We start from the raw sequence: 16,718 nt of genomic DNA on the forward strand, positions 1-16,718 counted from the left end.
CTTTCTCCCGTTGGCAAAAAACCTCGATTGTCCGCATAAATGCCTTCGTGCAGAAGAGCCGACGGCGATTAATCATCGTGCGACAATCGCCGCTTGCCCGTAACCATCCGCCAGGAGGCCGCCATGCCCTACCGCCCGAATCCGCGTCGTCCCTTGCCTGTTCAGCTTAGCGCGCTGCAGCTGACCGGCATCATTGCGCTCGGCCTGTGGCTGGGTTTCCTCGCCATTGCGCTGACCTGCTGGCTGCTTTCGCGCTTCATCTTCCCCGAGCAACTGGCGCCCGTCGCGCAAGCGGTGCAGCAATTGGCCAAGCCGCCAGCAGCCGTCGAGCCACAGCCGGACATTGCGCCGCCAGCAACGCCGATGTTCCAGCAGTACGAAGAAAACCTGCGCAAGAATGAACAGCAGGCTCGACTGGATCAGGCGCGCGCCAACTCGCGCAATGCGTCGAACCCCAAATGCCAGTTCTGGCTGCAACAGGACCAGACCGCGCCGACCGAAAAGAGCCGCGCCAACGTTTTGCAATTCTGCGATTGATCATGAACAAACACAGCGTCTACCAATTGATTCTCGACAAGCTGCGCATCGACCTCGACATCGCCGAGCGCGCCGCGCAAACCGCTTACGAAACCGCGACCCACGAAGAAAACATCGCCGAAAACAAATACGACACGCTGGGGCTGGAGGCGTCGTATCTGGCGGCGGGTCAGGCGAAGCGGGTTGAGGAGATCCGTCATTCACTGGCGCTGTGCCAGAACCTGACGTTGCGTGCCTACGATGAAAATCGCGGCATCGAAGTCGGCGCCCTGCTCGGCCTGGAAGATGAAAAGGGCCGTGAGCAATGGCTGTTTCTGGCGCCGGACGCGGCGGGCCTGAAAGTCGAATTGGTGGGTCAGCCGATCACCGTCATCACCCCCCGCTCGCCACTGGGCAAAAGCCTGCTGGGCAAGTTCGAGGGTGATGAGGTGGAGATTCTGGTGGCAGGCACCCGGCAACAGTTTGCTGTCACCGAAGTGCTCTGAAGCGGGTGCTTAGTGAACGGGAAGTTCGACGCCGTCGAACAGCTCTTCCAGCTCTTGCTTGTTATGGCACTGAATGGCCTTGGCCATGACTTCGCGGGTCAGGTGCGGGGCAAACTTCTCGATGAAGTCGCACATGAAACCACGCAGGAAAGTGCCGCGACGGAAACCGATCTTGGTGATGCTCGACTCGAACAGCTCGCTGGCATCCAGCACCACCAGATCGTTATCGAGTTTGGTATCAACCGCCATTTTAGCGACAATGCCGACACCCAGCCCCAGGCGCACGTAGGTTTTGATCACGTCGGCGTCAGCAGCGGTGAACACGACTTTCGGCGTCAGGCCGCGATGGCTGAAGGCTTCGTCGAGCTTGGAACGCCCGGTAAAACCGAACACATAAGTGACAATCGGGTATTCGGCCAGGGCTTCGAGGGTCAGCTTCGGCAACTTGGTCAGCGGGTGACCGTGGGGTACGACCACGCAGCGGTTCCAGCGGTAGCACGGCATCATCACCAGATCGCCGAACAGCTCCAGGGCTTCAGTGGCAATGGCGAAATCGACGGTGCCGTCTGCGGCCATTTCGGCGATCTGCATCGGCGAGCCCTGATGCATGTGCAGGGCCACATCCGGGTATTGCTTGATGAAATTGCTGATCACCGGTGGCAGCGCATAACGGGCCTGGGTGTGCGTGGTGGCGATCGACAGGGTGCCTTTTTTCTCATTGGAGAATTCCTGGGCAATCTGCTTGATGCTTTCGACCTTGCGCAGGATCTCGCCAGCGGTGGTGATGATGCGCTCGCCAGCCGGGGTGACGCGGGTCAGGTGCTTGCCGCTGCGGGCGAAGACTTCGACGCCCAGTTCGTCTTCCAGCAGGCGGATCTGCTTACTGATACCCGGTTGCGAGGTGTACAGGCTTTGAGCGGTAGCGGAAACGTTGAGGTCGTGGTGCGCCACTTCCCAGATGTAGCGCAATTGTTGAAGCTTCATATCAATCCCTCAAAGCAGGTAGACGCCACGGGCATCAGCGACGGTATATAACTATATTAATGGTTTGAAGAATAAATCTAGAACTTTTTTATCAAAACGCCATTATTCCTGCTTCAGCGATCTTCCCGCCGCCGGCGCTCCATCAGTGGCACCAGATACACCGGCACTTTGGCCAGTTGCAGCACCCGCGCCGCCGTGCGCCCCAACGGCGTTTCTGCCCCGACACCGTGGCTGTGACTGCCGACGATCAACAGATCGACCGAGAGCTTGTGCACCTGATCGAGAATCACCTGCGACGGATCGCCCTGCAGCACGCGCACTGCGCGAATGCGCTGCAGATCCTGTTCGCCGTCGTCTCCCAGTTCTTCGCGAAAGCTGTCAAGCACCCGTTGTTCGATATTGGCGATGACTGTTTTCAGACCCTGACTATGGAATTCGTTCAATGCCTGTTCATCGAGATAGCTCTGCAGCACCGACTCGGCGAACAGGCCCATCGGTTCCACCGCGTGCACTACATACAGATCGGCATTGAAGGTGCGCGCCAATGCCAGGGCATGCTGCATCACGAACGGTGCGTACAGACCGAGGTCGGTGGCATACAGCATTGAGCGAATCATGGGGCCTCCTCGCGAGCCAACGATGGCGGAGATTGATTCAGCTTAGCAGTGCCTTGGCGAGTACGACGTGCGACGCAACGTCCTGAATGAAAAGGCTCTAGATCAATGGTTCGTTGCTGATGCCATGGGGCACGTGGCCGGTGGCGACCACTTCGCGAGCCAGCTCGCAATGGCCGGTCTGGTCATCGAAGAACACGTCGGCGGCGAACGCTTCGAGGAACGCCGATTTGGTCAGGCCACCGAGAAACAGAGACTCATCGAGACGAATATCCCATTCCCGCAACGTGCGAATCACCCGCTCATGGGCCGGCGCCGAACGCGCGGTCACCAGCGCCGTGCGGATCGGGCAATCATCCTCGGGAAACTCGCGCTGCAACAGATTGAGTGCTGCCAGAAAGCCCTTGAACGGCCCGCCGCGCAACGGCTCGCGTGCCGATTCGCGTTCCTTGGCCTGGAACGCTTCCAGCCCTCCGGATTGATAGACGCGCTCCGACTCGTCGGAAAAAATCACTGCGTCACCGTCGAAGGCAATGCGCAATTCGTCGCTGGCTGCGCGACTGGCGCCACCGGAGAGAATCGTTGCAGCAGCGAACCCGGCGTCCAGCGCCGCGCGCACGTCTTCGGCGTGGGTCGAGAGAAACAGGTCGCAGCCAAACGCTTTCAGATAAGGATACGGACTGCGCCCACCGACGAACGCCGCACGAGAAATCGCCAGACCATAATGATGAATCGAGTTGAACACGCGCAGCCCGGTGTCAGCACTGTTACGCGAAACCAGAATCACCTCGACCCGCGCGCGGCCGAGACGACTGTTAAGACTCAGGAGTTTTTCCACCAGCGGGAACGCATCGCCCGGCGCGAGAATTTCGTCCTCGTGCTCGATCTGATATTGCCGATAGGCTTCGACGCCGCTCGACAGGTAGACCTTGTGGCTTTCGCTCAGGTCGAACAAGGCGCGCGAGGAAATCGCCAGCACCAGTTTGTCATCGATGTTATTGGCCATGCTGCCCCCAAGCCTGCGACTCATATATTGCGTCGGTCGATAAAACCCAAATGGCGATACAACGCCTCGATACGCGGCAATTCGCAGCCTGCCGCTTTTGCCGCCGCCAGTGGGCGGGCGTAGATCGCCTCCAGCTCCAGCGGGCGCTTGTGTGAAAAGTCGTGGTACATGCTCGGCCAGTAATCGGGCATTTTTTCCGTCATGGTGAACAGGTACTCGGCATAGCCGGGCGGGATCTCGTAGCCGCACGCCTTGGCGCCCTGCACCACTTCGGCCATCAACGCTTGAATCGACAAGCGGCTGTCGACATCTTTCATCAGCGCTTCAGTACCTGCGCCGAGCAGCACTGAAAGTCCGTTATAAGGGATATTCCACACCAGTTTCTGCCAGCGCGCCTGATGCAGATTGCTCATTGCCTGAGAATCGATGCCGGCGGCGCGAAACAGCCCGGCGCCCTCCTCGACAATCGCCATGCGCGCCACTTCATCGATAGCCGGACCGCTGTGATAACCGACGTTCACCGCACCAAGTGCCTGATGGGTAATCTGCCCCGGACCTTCGCGGTGCACGCAGATCAGGCACAGACCGCCGAGCAGATGCAGCGAATCGGGCAACAGCGGCCGCAAGCTGTCTTCGACATCCAGACCGTTCTGCAGCAACAGCACTTTTGCGTCGGGTTTAGTGGCTTGAATGATCGCAGGGGCCAGATCGGCGTTGCTGGTGGTCTTGGTGCCGACCAGCAGCCAGTCACAGCGCGGCATGTCTTCGGCGGCGCAATAGGCATTGGCCGGATTGAGTGTCATCGAGCCGTGCACCGCACTGTTGATCTGCAAGCCTCGTTCAGCCACCGCCGAGAATTCGCTGCGCAACAAGAAGTGCACATCGAAACCGGCGCGCGTCAGCATCACCCCGTAAAACCCACCGATTGCACCGGTACCGATAATCCCCACCACCGGTTTGCTGACTGTCTCGCTCATGGCAACTCCTCTGCAATTCGACCCAGCGCCTGTGCCACTGCCTGATCAAGTTCATCAACTGTCAGACGAGCGTGCACCGCGCCAAAGAACTCGCCGTCGCGCACCACAAACAGCGCCGGCAAATGAAACACCTGATAACGCTCGACAAGGCCGCCATTGTCGCCGGCGTCGATCCAGCACAGCCGGTCGAGCGCCAGCGGCATGCCCGGCAAGACCTCGCGGGCATAACGACAACTGGCGCAGCCGACGCTGGTGAAAATCACCAGGGAAACCCCGCGCATCGCCAGCAGCCGCTGGTCGGCGTCGAAGTCGGTCAGCTCGGATTCGACCACTATACTGGGAGAAACAATGTCAGATGGCCGACACAGGGAGTCTGTGCTCATGGGACGTTTCATTCCTCATCCGGACGAAGTGCCGGTTGAATTGACGTTGCTCAAGCCTGAATGCATTTCCAGACAACAGTTGCACACTATCAGCCTCGGCGGCATCGCTTGCAATTACCACCGCGCCTGGCGCCACGGTACTGCGCTGCAAGTGCGCATGCCGACGTTGAATGCCGACTTCTGTTGTCCGGGCTATGTGGCCTGGTGTCTGCGGCGTAAAAAGGGCTATCTGGTGGGCATCGCTTTCACTGACGAACAGACCCTGTTCAGCGCGCGAATGGGTGAGCAGGTGTGCCAGATCGAACGCTATTGGCGCATGCAGGACAGCCACGATGACCTGCAGGATATTCAGGCGCTGGCCCTGCAATGGGTCGAGGATCACGCCGAAGAGTTCTCCCATGACAACCTGCGCAACGCTTTTGCGCAGCCAGCGCTGGACTAAAGCACGGTTTGCCCATTGTCGAGCCGCGTCTGACGCGCTAAGGTTCGGCTCCCCCGACGCGCTAAATCTGCTGTGCTCCGCCGCGCGGGGATCGCTGGCGGCCGGCACCCGTGACCTGACGAGTAAACGATGGCTGATTTACCGATCAACGACCTAAACGTCGCCTCTAACGAGACCCTGATCACTCCCGATCAGCTCAAGCGTGATATCCCCCTGAGCGACGCCGCCCTGCGCACCGTCACCAAGGGCCGCGAAGTCATTCGCAATATTCTCGATGGCACCGACCACCGTCTGTTCGTCGTGATCGGCCCGTGTTCGATCCACGACATCAAGGCTGCCCACGAATATGCCGATCGTCTCAAGGTGCTGGCTGAGGAAGTCTCCGATACCTTGTATCTGGTCATGCGCGTGTACTTCGAGAAGCCGCGTACCACCGTCGGCTGGAAAGGCCTGATCAACGATCCGTACCTGGACGACTCGTTCAAGATTCAGGACGGCCTGCATATCGGTCGTCAGTTGCTGCTGGATCTGGCTGAAAAAGGCCTGCCAACCGCCACCGAAGCCCTTGACCCGATCTCCCCGCAGTATCTGCAGGATCTGATCAGCTGGTCGGCCATCGGCGCGCGCACCACCGAATCGCAGACTCACCGCGAAATGGCTTCCGGCCTGTCTTCGGCCGTCGGCTTCAAGAACGGCACGGATGGCGGCCTGACCGTGGCGATCAACGCCCTGCAGTCAGTGTCGAGCCCGCACCGCTTCCTCGGTATCAACCAGGAGGGTGGCGTGTCGATCGTCACCACCAAAGGTAATGCCTACGGTCACGTGGTGCTGCGCGGCGGTAACGGCAAGCCGAACTATGATTCGGTCAGCGTCGCCCTCTGCGAGCAGGCGCTGAACAAGGCGAAGATCAAGCCGAACATCATGGTCGACTGCAGCCACGCCAACTCCAACAAGGACCCGGCCCTGCAACCGCTGGTCATGGAGAACGTCGCCAACCAGATCCTCGAAGGCAACCATTCAATCATCGGCCTGATGGTTGAAAGCCACTTGAACTGGGGCTGCCAGGCGATTCCAAAAGACCTCGCCGACCTGCAATATGGCGTGTCGATCACCGATGCCTGCATCGATTGGTCCGCTACCGAAAACACCTTGCGCAGCATGCACGCCAAGCTCAAGGACGTGTTGCCGAAGCGTCAGCGCACCTAAGCACGGTTTTACGGATATAAAAAAACGCCGGACATTGTCCGGCGTTTTTGTGTGTGCGGTTCAGATCTTCGCAGCGCGACGCTGATGGCGTTCCATGTAGCGCTCAACGTACGAGCAGGACGGAATCACCGTATAGCCCATTTCTTCGGCGTATTGCAGCGCGCGTTCAGTCAACGCTGCGGCAATGCCACGGCCACGCAGGGCGTTGGGCACGAAGGTGCGATAGATATCCAGGGTCTGCTTGCCCAGATCCATGTAGGTCAGGTAAGCACGATGACCGTCCACAGTGGTCTCGAATTGATGACCAGCCTGGTCATGGTGGATGGACAACGCCTCGCTCATCACTACTCCTCGCGGGTCTTGAATTGTGACCCCTACCTTACCGATGTTTTCCCGGCGAAGGAACATCTACGCCACCCCGTGCCTGATGGACACCGAGAAGAGCCACACCGATCTCGCGCAACCTGACACCTGCTGAATAGTAGGCACCATTGGCGCAAATGCTCAAGGTACGCTCGTCATCGGACGGTTTGTGCACAAGGACTTCGATGCTCGCAGGTTGGGCCGCAAGACGCTCTTCGCGTGCCGTTTGCCTGAACATTGCCGGAATGTTGAGACTTAAGACGTGCAACCTTTTTTAAAGTCACCTGAACATCAACAAAGATACGCGAAGCGCTTCGCAGAACCTGAACAAAAGTGTGGACGAATTCATTTAGAAAGACTTTACCTAAAGTCGCAAAAACAGCAGCCAAGCGTGGGAACTTTTTCCGTTTGAGTCGCTCACGCCGGGGCTTGCAGCTGGATATTTTTTATACAGCGCAGTTAAAAGTTGCTCGAAAAAGAATCAACGCCTACAATTTTTTTTGCTTCTTGCGCTACGTCAGTTTACTTACTACAAGTAATGGGTAGTATGTACGCCGGCTATTTCCTCAATCGTGAGGAGACAGCCACTTAATTTGAAAGTCCTTGAAGGGGAACACGATGAACAACGTTCTGAAATTCTCTGCTCTGGCTCTGGCCGCAGTTCTGGCTACCGGTTGCAGCAGCGCATCGAAAGAAACCGAAGCACGTCTGACCGCTACTGAAGACGCAGCTGCTCGCTCCCAGGCTCGTGCAGACGAAGCTTACCGTAAAGCTGATGAAGCTCTGGCTGCTGCTCAAAAAGCACAACAGACTGCTGACGAAGCTAACGAGCGTGCTCTGCGCATGCTGGAAAAAGCTAGCCGCAAGTAATAATCCCTCGGGATTGTTATCGAGCCGATCCGGTTTTCCGGATCGGCTTTTTTGTGCCCGGCATTTGTCTCCAGGCAATAAAAAACCCGCCGGCGCTGCACGCCTCGGCGGGTTTTTCATTCAACGCTGTTATTGCAGATCGATCGGTGCACTGCTGACCATCGGCGCCGAGGTATTCGGCACGGCGATCTCTACCGGCAGACCGTCTTCGGCCGCGACCACATCACGCACCACATCCCAGTTCATGCGCAGGTTGCTGGTGATGTCTTCACGCTTGAGCATCGCGTTGATCACCGCCGTGTGCTTGTCGACCACCGACGGATTGCCCTTGTCATCGAGCGGCGTGTGCGCTTCAAGATAGACCTTGCCGCCACTGCGCCCGAACTTGTACGGGTCGTTGATGATGCGCACCGAGGTGCCCACCGGGACCATGCCGGCCATTTCCAGCACGTTGTTGTTGAACATGCGGAAGCAGCCGTGGCTGGTGCGCATGCCGATGCCGAACTTCTTGTTCGAACCGTGGATCAGGTAGCCCGGCGTGCCGAGGGTGAACTTGAACGGCCCCAGCGGGTTGTCAGGACCGGCCGGTACTACATTCGGCAGCGGATCACCGTCAGCGGCGTGTTCGGCCTTGATCGAGGCCGGAGGTGTCCAGGTAGGGTTCGGTGTCTTGGCAATGATCGAGGTGTGCGCGATCGGCGAGCCCCAGCCTTCGCGGCCGATACCCAGCGGGAAGGTGTAAACAACGTCGCGGCCTTTGGGGTAGTAATAGAGGCGGTATTCGGCGAGGTTGATGACGATGCCTTCACGCGGCCCCGGTGGCAGGATGAAACGCGTTGGCAGGACGATCTCGGTGCCGGCGCCCGGCAGCCAGGCATCGATGCCCGGGTTGGCCGCGACCATTTCCGAATAGCCCAGATCGTAGGTGGTGCCCAAGTCAGCGAAGGTGTCTTCGTACTTGGCTTTGATCACCTGCACCTGGCCGACGATGTCTTCGCCGGGTGGTGGCAGGGGAAGCTCCAATGCAGCAACGGGACCGGCCACACACAGGGCGGCAAGTGACAGGCAGCGGGTGACGGCAGGAAAGCGCGGCAACATCCGGAAAATCCTTCGCATGATCATCAAGGGTATAAGGGCGCGATTGTACACCGCGGCTTGGGGATTCGGGAGAGACGCCGATAGACCGTGTCGCGCCTTTTGATCTTAGAGTTCGAATCGCAGCTCGGGCCAGATCGGCGACGTACCGCGTTTCTGCGATTCAAGTATCGCGCGGCACAGCGAGCACAGGCGCTGGTCCTGAAACACCCGGCGATCCACGCTCGACCAGCGCGGTTGCGCCGGCAACAGGCTGCCACACAGGGTGCGATCGGCCGAGCCACCCAGTTCCAGCTGACGCGTCACCAGATGCACCCGCACTTCCTGGCAGGCGAAGAGGTCCAGCTGCTCGTCAGGCTCGATCAGTTGGTAGGCAAACAGGGACCAGGCAGGACGCGGCATCGGGGGCTCCAAATTAGGGGGCGCCACATTAGCCGAAAGCCTGTCACTAGAAAAGCCTCATAACAGCGGTTTCAGCGTCGGCCAGACATTTTCCAGCAACTTGCCCTGAGCCCCGGCGGCCGGGTGCAGACCGTCGGCCTGCATCAGGTCCGGATGGCCGCCGACACCTTCGAGAAAAAACGGCACCAGCGGGATGTTTTTCTCTTCGGCGAGCTTGCCGTAAACCTCGGCGAACGAATCGGTGTAACGCTTGCCATAATTGGGCGGCAACTGCATGCCGAGCAGCAGCACCTTGGCGCCGTTCTGCCGCGAGCTGTCGATCATCGAAGCAAGATTTTGTTGCAATTGCGTTGGCGGCATCCCGCGCAAGCCATCGTTGCCACCCAGTTCGAGGATCACCAGCGCAGGCTTGTGCTCTGCAAGCAGCGCAGGCAGGCGCGCCTGGCCTCCAGCACTGGTGTCACCACTGATCGAGGCGTTGACCACTTTGTCGTCGAAACCCTCTTGTTTGAGCCGCTGCTCGAGCAGCGACACCCACCCCAGACGGGTATCCAGGCCGAAACCGGCGCTGATACTATCGCCAACGATCAGGACAGTACCCGCCGCTGCGTTCTGGGCCATGCACATCAAGGCCAGGCCAGCACTCAAAAACCATACACGCATCGGATTCTCCATGGGCGCAAGCATTCTCACCGCGAAGAACCTCAGCAAAGTGGTCCCTAGCGCGGAAGGTGAACTGACTATCCTGCACGAACTCAGCCTGGAACTGAACAAGGGCGACAGCCTGGCCATCGTCGGCGCGTCCGGTTCCGGCAAATCCACCCTCCTCGGCCTGCTCGCCGGCCTCGACCTGCCCAGCAGCGGCGAAGTCACCCTCGCCGGCCAAGGCCTGAGCAATCTCGACGAAGACCAGCGCGCACGAATCCGCGCCGAGCACGTCGGTTTTGTCTTCCAGTCGTTCCAGTTGCTCGACAGCCTCAATGCGCTGGAAAACGTCATGCTGCCGCTCGAGCTCGATGGCCGCAAAGATGCCCGCGAGCGCGCCACGCAATTGCTCCAGCGCGTCGGCCTCGGCCAGCGCCTGACCCACTCGCCGCGCCAGCTCTCTGGCGGTGAACAGCAACGTGTAGCCATCGCCCGCGCCTTCGCCGCCGAACCGGACGTGCTGTTCGCCGACGAGCCGACCGGTAACCTCGACAGCCACACCGGCGAGCGCATCAGCGACTTGCTGTTCGAGTTGAACAAGGAACGCGGCACCACGCTGGTGCTGGTCACCCACGACGAACGCCTGGCCCATCGCTGCCGGCGTCTGATCCGTCTTGAAGCCGGGCTGCTGGTCGCCCCTCTGGAGCCTTGATGGCACGTCTGCCGCTGTTGCGTCTGTTCAGCCTTGCCCTGCGCCAGCTCATGCGCGATGCCCGCGCCGGCGAGTTGCGTGTGTTGTTCTTTGCGCTGGTGGTGGCCGTCGCGGCGAGCACCGCGATCGGCTACTTCGGCGCCCGCCTCAATGGCGCGATGATGCTGCGCGCTACCGAGTTTCTTGGCGCCGATCTGGTGCTGGAAGGCAGCTCGCCGGCCCGCGAGGAGCAAATCCGCAGCGGCACCGAACTGCGCCTGAATCATGCACAAGTGGTGGAGTTTTCCAGCGTCATTGCCACCGACAACGGCATTCAGTTATCCAGCATCAAAGCCGTCGACCGCGCCTATCCCTTGCGTGGCGAGCTGAAAAGCGCGCCCGCACCCTTTGCCCAGGAAGAAGTCGGCGGCGAACCGCAACCCGGAGAAGCCTGGGTCGAGGCGCGTCTGTTGACCGCGCTGGATCTGCAGATCGGCGACAGCATCGACGTCGGCATGAAGACCCTGAAACTGACGCGCGTGCTGACCTATGAGCCGGATCGCGCCGGCAACTTCTACAGCCTGACGCCACGGGTGCTGATCAATCTTGACGACCTCGCTGCCACCGGCGTGGTGCAACCCGGCAGCCGGGTGAGTTATCGCGAACTCTGGCGCGGCGAACCGCAGGCGCTGGAAACCTATCGCGAGCTGATCAAACCGGGCCTCGCCGCAAACCAGCGAATCCAGGACGCCCGTGACGGTAACCGGCAGATTGGCGGCGCGCTGGGCAAGGCCGAGCGCTATCTGAACATGGCCAGTCTGGTCGCGGTGTTGCTGGCCGGGGTGGCGGTGGCTTTGTCGGCCAACCGTTTCGCCAGCCGGCGTTTCGATGCCAGTGCCTTGCTGCGCTGCCTCGGCTTATCGCGCCGGGAAACCATGGTGCTGTTCAGTCTGCAACTGACCGTGCTTGGGCTGGTTGCCGCCATCAGTGGTGCCCTGCTCGGCTGGCTGGCGCAACTGGGGCTGTTCGCGCTGCTGCATGATTTGTTGCCGAGTGACGTGCCGCCGGGTGGCCTGTTTCCGGCGATTGCCGGGATCGGCACCGGGCTGGTGGCGCTGGCCGGTTTTGCCTTGCCGCCGCTCGCAGCTCTGGGTCGCGTGCCACCGCTGCGGGTATTGCGTCGCGACATGCTGCCGATCCCGTCGAGCACATGGATGGTCTACGGCGCGGCGCTGGGTGCGCTGGGCCTGATCATGTGGCGCCTGAGTCTCGACCTGCTGTTGACCTTTGCCCTGCTCGGTGGTGGCGTGGTCGCCGCGCTGGTGCTGGGTGGCCTGCTGCTGCTGTTGCTGCAAAGCTTGCGCCGGATGCTCGCCCGCGCCTCGTTGCCGTGGCGGTTGGGCCTTGGCCAATTGTTGCGTCATCCGCTAGCCGCGGCTGGGCAGTCGCTGGCGTTCGGCCTGATCCTGCTGTCGATGGCGCTGATCGCGCTGCTGCGCGGTGAACTGCTCGATACCTGGCAAAACCAGTTGCCGAAAAACGCCCCGAACTACTTCGCGCTGAACATCCTGCCGGCTGACAAACAGGCTTTCGCCGATCATCTGATCAAGGTCTCCGCGCAAGCGGCACCGCTGTATCCGGTCGTGCCGGGACGACTGATCAGCATCAATGGCGAGGCGGTGCAGCAAATCGTCAGCAAGGACTCGGCGGGGGATCGCGCCATTCAACGCGACCTGAGCCTGACCTGGGCGGCTGATCTGCCTCCCGGCAACAAGCTCACCGCCGGCTCATGGTGGAGCGGTCAGCCGTCCGACGATGTGCCGGGGGTTTCGGTGGAAGGCAAGGTGGCCGAAAGCCTTAAACTCAAACTCGGCGATCACATGGTGTTCAGTGTCGGCGGGGTCAATCGCGAAGCGAAGGTCACCAGCCTGCGCGAGATCAATTGGGACAACTTCCAGCCGAACTTCTTCATGATCTTTCAGCCCGGTACCTTGAAGGATCTGCCCGCGACCTACCTGACCAGTTTCTATCTGGCGCCGGGGCATGATCAGCAGATCGTCGAGCTGTCGCGGACCTTCCCGGCGGTGACCATCCTGCAGGTCGAAGCGTTGCTTGAACAGCTGCGCAGCATCCTCGCCCAGGTCACTCTGGCGGTGGAATACGTGTTGTTGTTTGTTCTGGCTGCGGGAATGGCGGTGCTGTTTTCGGGGCTGCAAGCGACGCTGGATGAACGCATCCGCCAGGGCGCACTGTTGCGTGCGTTGGGCGCCGAGCGGCGGTTGTTGATCAAGGCGCGGCGAATCGAGTTCGGTTTGTTGGGTGCGGTCAGCGGTCTGCTCGCGGCGATCGGCTCGGAAGTGGTCAGCCTGGTGCTGTACCGCTTCGCCTTCGACCTGCCATGGCATCCGCATCCATGGCTGCTGGTGCTGCCGTTGATTGGCGCCGCGCTGATTGGTGGCGCTGGCGTGTTTGGCACTCGCCGGGCTCTGAACGCCAGCCCGCTGACAGTGTTGCGCGAGGGTTGATAGACTCGCCCCTTGAACATGCATGACTTATCCAAAGGAAGCCGTCTTGGCCACAAATATCATCACTCGCGGCGGCTACGACACCCTCAAGGCTGAGCTTGATCATTTGTGGCGGGTCTACCGGCCCGAGATCACTCAGAAAGTGGCGTGGGCGGCGTCACTTGGTGACCGTAGCGAAAACGCCGATTACCAGTACAACAAAAAGCTGCTACGAGAAATTGATCGACGGATCAGATATTTGCGCAAGCGCCTGGAGGACGTCCGGGTCGTCGATTATTCCCCCGAGCAGGAAGGAAAGGTATTTTTCGGCGCCTGGGTCGAGGTTGAAAATGACGAAGGAGAGCTGAAAAAATTCCGAGTGGTGGGTTACGACGAAATTTACGGACGCAACGATTACATTTCGATCGACTCGCCGATGGCCCGGGCGCTGCTCAAGAAGGGGCAAGGTGACGAAGCCGTCGTGCAGACCCCGACCGGCGAGGCGATCTGGTACATCAACCGGATTTCATACGACAACTCCCCAGACAGCGCGAACACCTCACCCTGACAAAGGGTGCGCGCGAAGGTGCACGACACCGTTTCCCGATAAACCGGAACACTTGGTGTATCAAATCGGCACGCAATCGCGATGTCCACCGATCACCTGATAATTTAAGCTGGCGCGCTTACAGGGAACACGGCGCAGCTATCAACCTCGTGTCATGCAGCCAGCCCCGCCGCCTGAAACCCCTGTCCTTTTTTGATCACATCAGGAGCAATGGATGCTGGCGTTGAACACCGAGCAGTTGCATTTGCGGACCATGGTCGAGTCCGATTGGCCGTTGTTTGTCAGGCTGCACACCGAACCCCTGACCATGCAATTCGTATTCGGCGAGCTGGCCGAGGAACAGATTCGCAAAGGTTTCGACCATCGCCTGCCCGCGTGGACGCCGCAGTCCGAGCACTGGCTATGTCTGGTGGTGATCGACAAGGCCAGCAAGCAGGAACTCGGCGTCAGCGGGATGCGCATTCTGTCGCCTGGCCATGCCGAGGTTGGCACGCTGCTGCTACCGGAGTTCCAAGGAAAGGGCTTCGGCACAGAGGCCCGCAAGGCGATCATCGACTACGCGGCGGCCATCGGCCTGGAGTCGCTGGAGTCGACCGTCACCGACGGCAATATCGCCTCGTGCAAGGTGTTGGAGAAATGCGGTTTCACATTTGAACGCCGCGTGCCCCAGGCCTATCGGATTGGTGATCAATGGTTTGACGACCTGATCTATCAGCTTCGGCTGGGCTGATGGACCAGCGCCCCGCCACCGGCACACTGGCCTCGTTACGCGCCCTGCCCGCTCCGACGCGCTGGCTGTTGCTGGGCATCGGCCTGGCTCGCGTCGCTTCGTTCATGATCTGGCCATTCATTGCGGTGGCGATGAACCAACGCTTCGGTACGCCGATCACTGAAATAGGCGCGCAACTGGCTCTCGGCGCGGTGATATCGATTGCCTTGTCGCCACTCAGTGGCCTGCTGGGGGACCGCTTCAATACGCGCAATCTGATGTTATTGGGGTGCGCACTGAGTGCCAGCTGTTACCTGGTTATGGGCCTGTTACCCGGGCAAACCAGCTATTTCGTGGCGATCATCGGCATGGCGGTGTCCCAGAGCATTCTCGAACCTCTGCTGCGCATGCTGTTGAGTGATACCGCGGTCGATGCCGCTCAGCGCACCTTCCTGTTCCACATCCGTTATTACGTGGTCAATTGCGCGGCGGCAATCGGCCCGCTGATCGGCCTGTGGTTTGCCAACCATCAAAGCGACGGCGTGTTCTGCATTGCCATAGGCGCCTGCGCCATGCTGGCCCTGACGATCATCCACGCGGATCGTGCACGGTTGCATAACCCGCACCTGACGCAAACCACTTCCCCCCCGCTGCGGCAGATCTTCGGAGCGATGCTGCGCAGCCAGTTGTTTTTATCAATCATCGTCGCCAACTTTTTCCTGGTGCTGCTCTACGCACAAATGGACGAACCTCTGACCTTCTACCTGCTGCAACTGAGCGTCGATGACATCAACCACATCATCGCCATGATGAGTTTCACCAACGCCGCCGTGGTGCTGGTGGTGCACTTGTTGCTGATGAACTGGTTGATTGCCCTGGCCGACAAAACCGCCTATCTGGTGGCGCTGGGCTGCCTGATGATTGCCCACGCCCTGATAGCACTGAACACCGAGGCGTGGTGGGCGGGTTGGCTGTTCGCCGTGGTCTTCGCAACCTTTGCCGAGATCATTGTGATGCCGCTGTTCGGTACCTTGATCGATCGCCTGGCGCCGCCGGGGATGCGCGGCAGTTTTATCGGGATTTCGATGTTGGCGGGGTTTGGTTCAGCGCTGGCGCCGTTACTCGGTGCGGTGGTGATAGCACAGTACGGTGGTGCGGTATTGTTCTGGGGATTGGCGCTGACCTGCATTCCGATCGGGTTGTTGGGGTATTGGGTATTGCGCGCCAGCCAGCCTGAGTTGGTGCAAGCGTCCCCCCCGGCTTGATGACTGTCCTTGGCGGAGCGATCCATCTCGCTGGCGCCAAGGACCATAGCGGGGTCACGCGCGGGGTTGTTTGCCAAGGATCGTCACACGTTCGCCATAGCGCGAATGCGGGAAGTAATCCCAGACCGCGTGGTGCTGGGTGCAGCGGTTGTCCCAGAACACCAGAGTGTTCGGCGCCCAGCGCACCCGGCAACTAAGGATCGGTTCCCGCGCAACCAGGTCGAACAGCATGCTCAACAGCGTCTGGCTCTCGCCGCCAGACAGCTGGACGATGTGCGAGGTGAAACCGGAGTTCACGAACAGTGACTTGCGGCCGGTTTCCGGGTGGCGAACCACCACCGGGTGTTCTGTCCTGGGCAGATTGGCAGGCGGCTGAAAGCCTTTCCATGGAATCGCGCCGTCGTGGATCGCAGTCAACTCCCCGAGGAACAGCTGCATGGCCGGCGACAGCATTTCCAGCGCCAGGTGCATATTGGCAAACAACGTATCGCCGCCCGTACCAATGGCCGGGGTTTCCTTGACGTAGAGCATCGAGCCCATGGACGGTTCCAGATCCGCCGTGCCGTCGGAGTGCCAGGTTTCCCCGGCGACGAACCGCGATTTCGCGCTGGCGCGGATGACGACCAGCTCAGGGTCATCGCCGTCGATGTCCTCCACCGGCAAGGCCCGCAATTGGCCAAACAGTCGGCCGAAAGCCTTGTGCTGTTCGACGGTCAGGTGCTGATCGCGAAAGACCAGCACGTGATTTTCCAGCAGGGCCCTGCGCACTTCCGTGAGTTGCTCTTCACTCAATGGTTGTGACAGATCGATCCCGCCTACTTCGGCGCCGATGATCGGCGTGAGACGGTCCAGGGTGATGCTGCGGTAAGGCGCGCGGGATTGCCCCGCGATGCCCTCGATAGCTTTCAATGCCAATTGATCCATGTTCCCTCACCTTTTTTATTTGGATGGCCAGGCACCAGACCCTGTGGG

The 16,718-nt window shown here is 60.2% G+C and carries 20 protein-coding genes; 10 read left to right on the forward strand and 10 right to left on the reverse strand.

Annotated features, from left to right (window positions below; all coding sequences use genetic code 11):
* Window positions 1-123: 123 nt before the first annotated feature.
* Both ACP7D9_RS21760 and ACP7D9_RS21765 read left to right on the forward strand, forming a co-directional pair.
* Window positions 124-537 (forward strand): hypothetical protein, encoded by a 414-nt coding sequence (locus tag ACP7D9_RS21760; protein ID WP_426159581.1) that lies wholly within the window; start codon window positions 124-126, stop codon window positions 535-537.
* Window positions 538-539: 2 nt separating this feature from the next.
* Window positions 540-1,022 (forward strand): GreA/GreB family elongation factor, encoded by a 483-nt coding sequence (locus tag ACP7D9_RS21765; protein WP_426159582.1) that lies wholly within the window; start codon window positions 540-542, stop codon window positions 1,020-1,022.
* Window positions 1,023-1,031: 9 nt separating this feature from the next.
* Here ACP7D9_RS21765 and cysB read toward each other — a convergent pair whose 3' ends face one another.
* From cysB to ACP7D9_RS21790, 5 genes are all read right to left on the reverse strand, one after another.
* Entirely contained in the window at window positions 1,032-2,006 is a 975-nt protein-coding gene (gene cysB, locus ACP7D9_RS21770) for an HTH-type transcriptional regulator CysB (RefSeq protein WP_016770873.1), read from the reverse strand.
* Between the two features lie 113 nt (window positions 2,007-2,119).
* Window positions 2,120-2,623 (reverse strand): universal stress protein, encoded by a 504-nt coding sequence (locus tag ACP7D9_RS21775; protein ID WP_016770874.1) that lies wholly within the window; start codon window positions 2,621-2,623, stop codon window positions 2,120-2,122.
* A 97-nt stretch (window positions 2,624-2,720) separates the two neighbouring features.
* On the reverse strand, window positions 2,721-3,626 hold the full coding sequence (locus ACP7D9_RS21780) for a 5'-nucleotidase (RefSeq protein ID WP_101155496.1): 906 nt from the start codon (window positions 3,624-3,626) through the stop codon (window positions 2,721-2,723).
* A gap of 20 nt (window positions 3,627-3,646) precedes the next feature.
* The gene (locus ACP7D9_RS21785; protein WP_426159583.1) at window positions 3,647-4,603 is read right to left on the reverse strand and encodes a putative 2-dehydropantoate 2-reductase; all 957 of its coding nucleotides are present in this window, start codon (window positions 4,601-4,603) and stop codon (window positions 3,647-3,649) included.
* On the reverse strand, window positions 4,600-4,986 hold the full coding sequence (locus ACP7D9_RS21790) for a thioredoxin family protein (RefSeq protein WP_101155492.1): 387 nt from the start codon (window positions 4,984-4,986) through the stop codon (window positions 4,600-4,602). The genes ACP7D9_RS21785 and ACP7D9_RS21790 overlap by 4 nt, the downstream gene beginning before the upstream one ends.
* Between ACP7D9_RS21790 and ACP7D9_RS21795 the strand changes: the two genes are divergently transcribed.
* Both ACP7D9_RS21795 and ACP7D9_RS21800 read left to right on the forward strand, forming a co-directional pair.
* Entirely contained in the window at window positions 4,985-5,428 is a 444-nt protein-coding gene (locus ACP7D9_RS21795; protein WP_101155490.1) for a PilZ domain-containing protein, read from the forward strand. The two genes, ACP7D9_RS21790 and ACP7D9_RS21795, sit on opposite strands and share 2 nt — an antisense overlap.
* A 129-nt stretch (window positions 5,429-5,557) precedes the next feature.
* Window positions 5,558-6,634, forward strand: a complete 1,077-nt coding sequence (locus ACP7D9_RS21800) for a 3-deoxy-7-phosphoheptulonate synthase (RefSeq protein WP_397479184.1) — start codon at window positions 5,558-5,560, stop codon at window positions 6,632-6,634.
* 60 nt (window positions 6,635-6,694) lie between these two features.
* On the opposite strand, the gene ACP7D9_RS21805 is transcribed toward ACP7D9_RS21800, so the two are convergent.
* Window positions 6,695-6,976: a GNAT family N-acetyltransferase gene (locus ACP7D9_RS21805; RefSeq protein WP_016770879.1), complete on the reverse strand. Its 282-nt coding sequence runs from the start codon at window positions 6,974-6,976 to the stop codon at window positions 6,695-6,697.
* Between the two features lie 639 nt (window positions 6,977-7,615).
* Here ACP7D9_RS21805 and oprI point away from each other — a divergent pair.
* Window positions 7,616-7,867, forward strand: a complete 252-nt coding sequence (gene oprI, locus ACP7D9_RS21810; RefSeq protein WP_003183784.1) for an outer membrane lipoprotei OprI — start codon at window positions 7,616-7,618, stop codon at window positions 7,865-7,867.
* A 129-nt stretch (window positions 7,868-7,996) separates the two neighbouring features.
* Here the strand turns inward: oprI and ACP7D9_RS21815 are convergent, their stop codons facing one another.
* From ACP7D9_RS21815 to ACP7D9_RS21825, 3 genes are all read right to left on the reverse strand, one after another.
* Complete coding sequence (locus ACP7D9_RS21815) at window positions 7,997-8,965, reverse strand: L,D-transpeptidase family protein (RefSeq protein WP_426159584.1); 969 nt, start codon at window positions 8,963-8,965, stop codon at window positions 7,997-7,999.
* 105 nt (window positions 8,966-9,070) lie between these two features.
* Entirely contained in the window at window positions 9,071-9,364 is a 294-nt protein-coding gene (locus ACP7D9_RS21820) for a hypothetical protein (protein WP_003226812.1), read from the reverse strand.
* A gap of 57 nt (window positions 9,365-9,421) precedes the next feature.
* Complete coding sequence (locus ACP7D9_RS21825) at window positions 9,422-10,027, reverse strand: arylesterase (protein WP_178081132.1); 606 nt, start codon at window positions 10,025-10,027, stop codon at window positions 9,422-9,424.
* Window positions 10,028-10,037: 10 nt separating this feature from the next.
* Between ACP7D9_RS21825 and ACP7D9_RS21830 the strand changes: the two genes are divergently transcribed.
* The 5 genes from ACP7D9_RS21830 (at window position 10,038) to ACP7D9_RS21850 (ending at window position 15,746) form a co-directional block, all read left to right on the forward strand.
* Entirely contained in the window at window positions 10,038-10,721 is a 684-nt protein-coding gene (locus tag ACP7D9_RS21830; protein WP_016770883.1) for an ABC transporter ATP-binding protein, read from the forward strand.
* Window positions 10,721-13,225: an ABC transporter permease gene (locus tag ACP7D9_RS21835; RefSeq protein WP_426159585.1), complete on the forward strand. Its 2,505-nt coding sequence runs from the start codon at window positions 10,721-10,723 to the stop codon at window positions 13,223-13,225. The genes ACP7D9_RS21830 and ACP7D9_RS21835 overlap by 1 nt, the downstream gene beginning before the upstream one ends.
* 46 nt (window positions 13,226-13,271) lie before the next feature.
* Window positions 13,272-13,772 (forward strand): transcription elongation factor GreB, encoded by a 501-nt coding sequence (gene greB, locus ACP7D9_RS21840; protein WP_101155661.1) that lies wholly within the window; start codon window positions 13,272-13,274, stop codon window positions 13,770-13,772.
* A gap of 214 nt (window positions 13,773-13,986) precedes the next feature.
* Window positions 13,987-14,502 (forward strand): GNAT family N-acetyltransferase, encoded by a 516-nt coding sequence (locus ACP7D9_RS21845; RefSeq protein WP_101155480.1) that lies wholly within the window; start codon window positions 13,987-13,989, stop codon window positions 14,500-14,502.
* On the forward strand, window positions 14,502-15,746 hold the full coding sequence (locus ACP7D9_RS21850; protein WP_426159586.1) for an MFS transporter: 1,245 nt from the start codon (window positions 14,502-14,504) through the stop codon (window positions 15,744-15,746). Before ACP7D9_RS21845 ends, ACP7D9_RS21850 begins: the two co-directional genes overlap by 1 nt.
* Before the next feature lie 54 nt (window positions 15,747-15,800).
* On the opposite strand, the gene ACP7D9_RS21855 is transcribed toward ACP7D9_RS21850, so the two are convergent.
* Entirely contained in the window at window positions 15,801-16,670 is an 870-nt protein-coding gene (locus tag ACP7D9_RS21855; RefSeq protein WP_426159587.1) for a TauD/TfdA dioxygenase family protein, read from the reverse strand.
* Window positions 16,671-16,718: the final 48 nt, after the last annotated feature.

The sequence above is a fragment of the Pseudomonas sp. TSRC2-2 genome (genome assembly GCF_049897785.1).
Taxonomy (GTDB): Bacteria; Pseudomonadota; Gammaproteobacteria; order Pseudomonadales; family Pseudomonadaceae; genus Aquipseudomonas.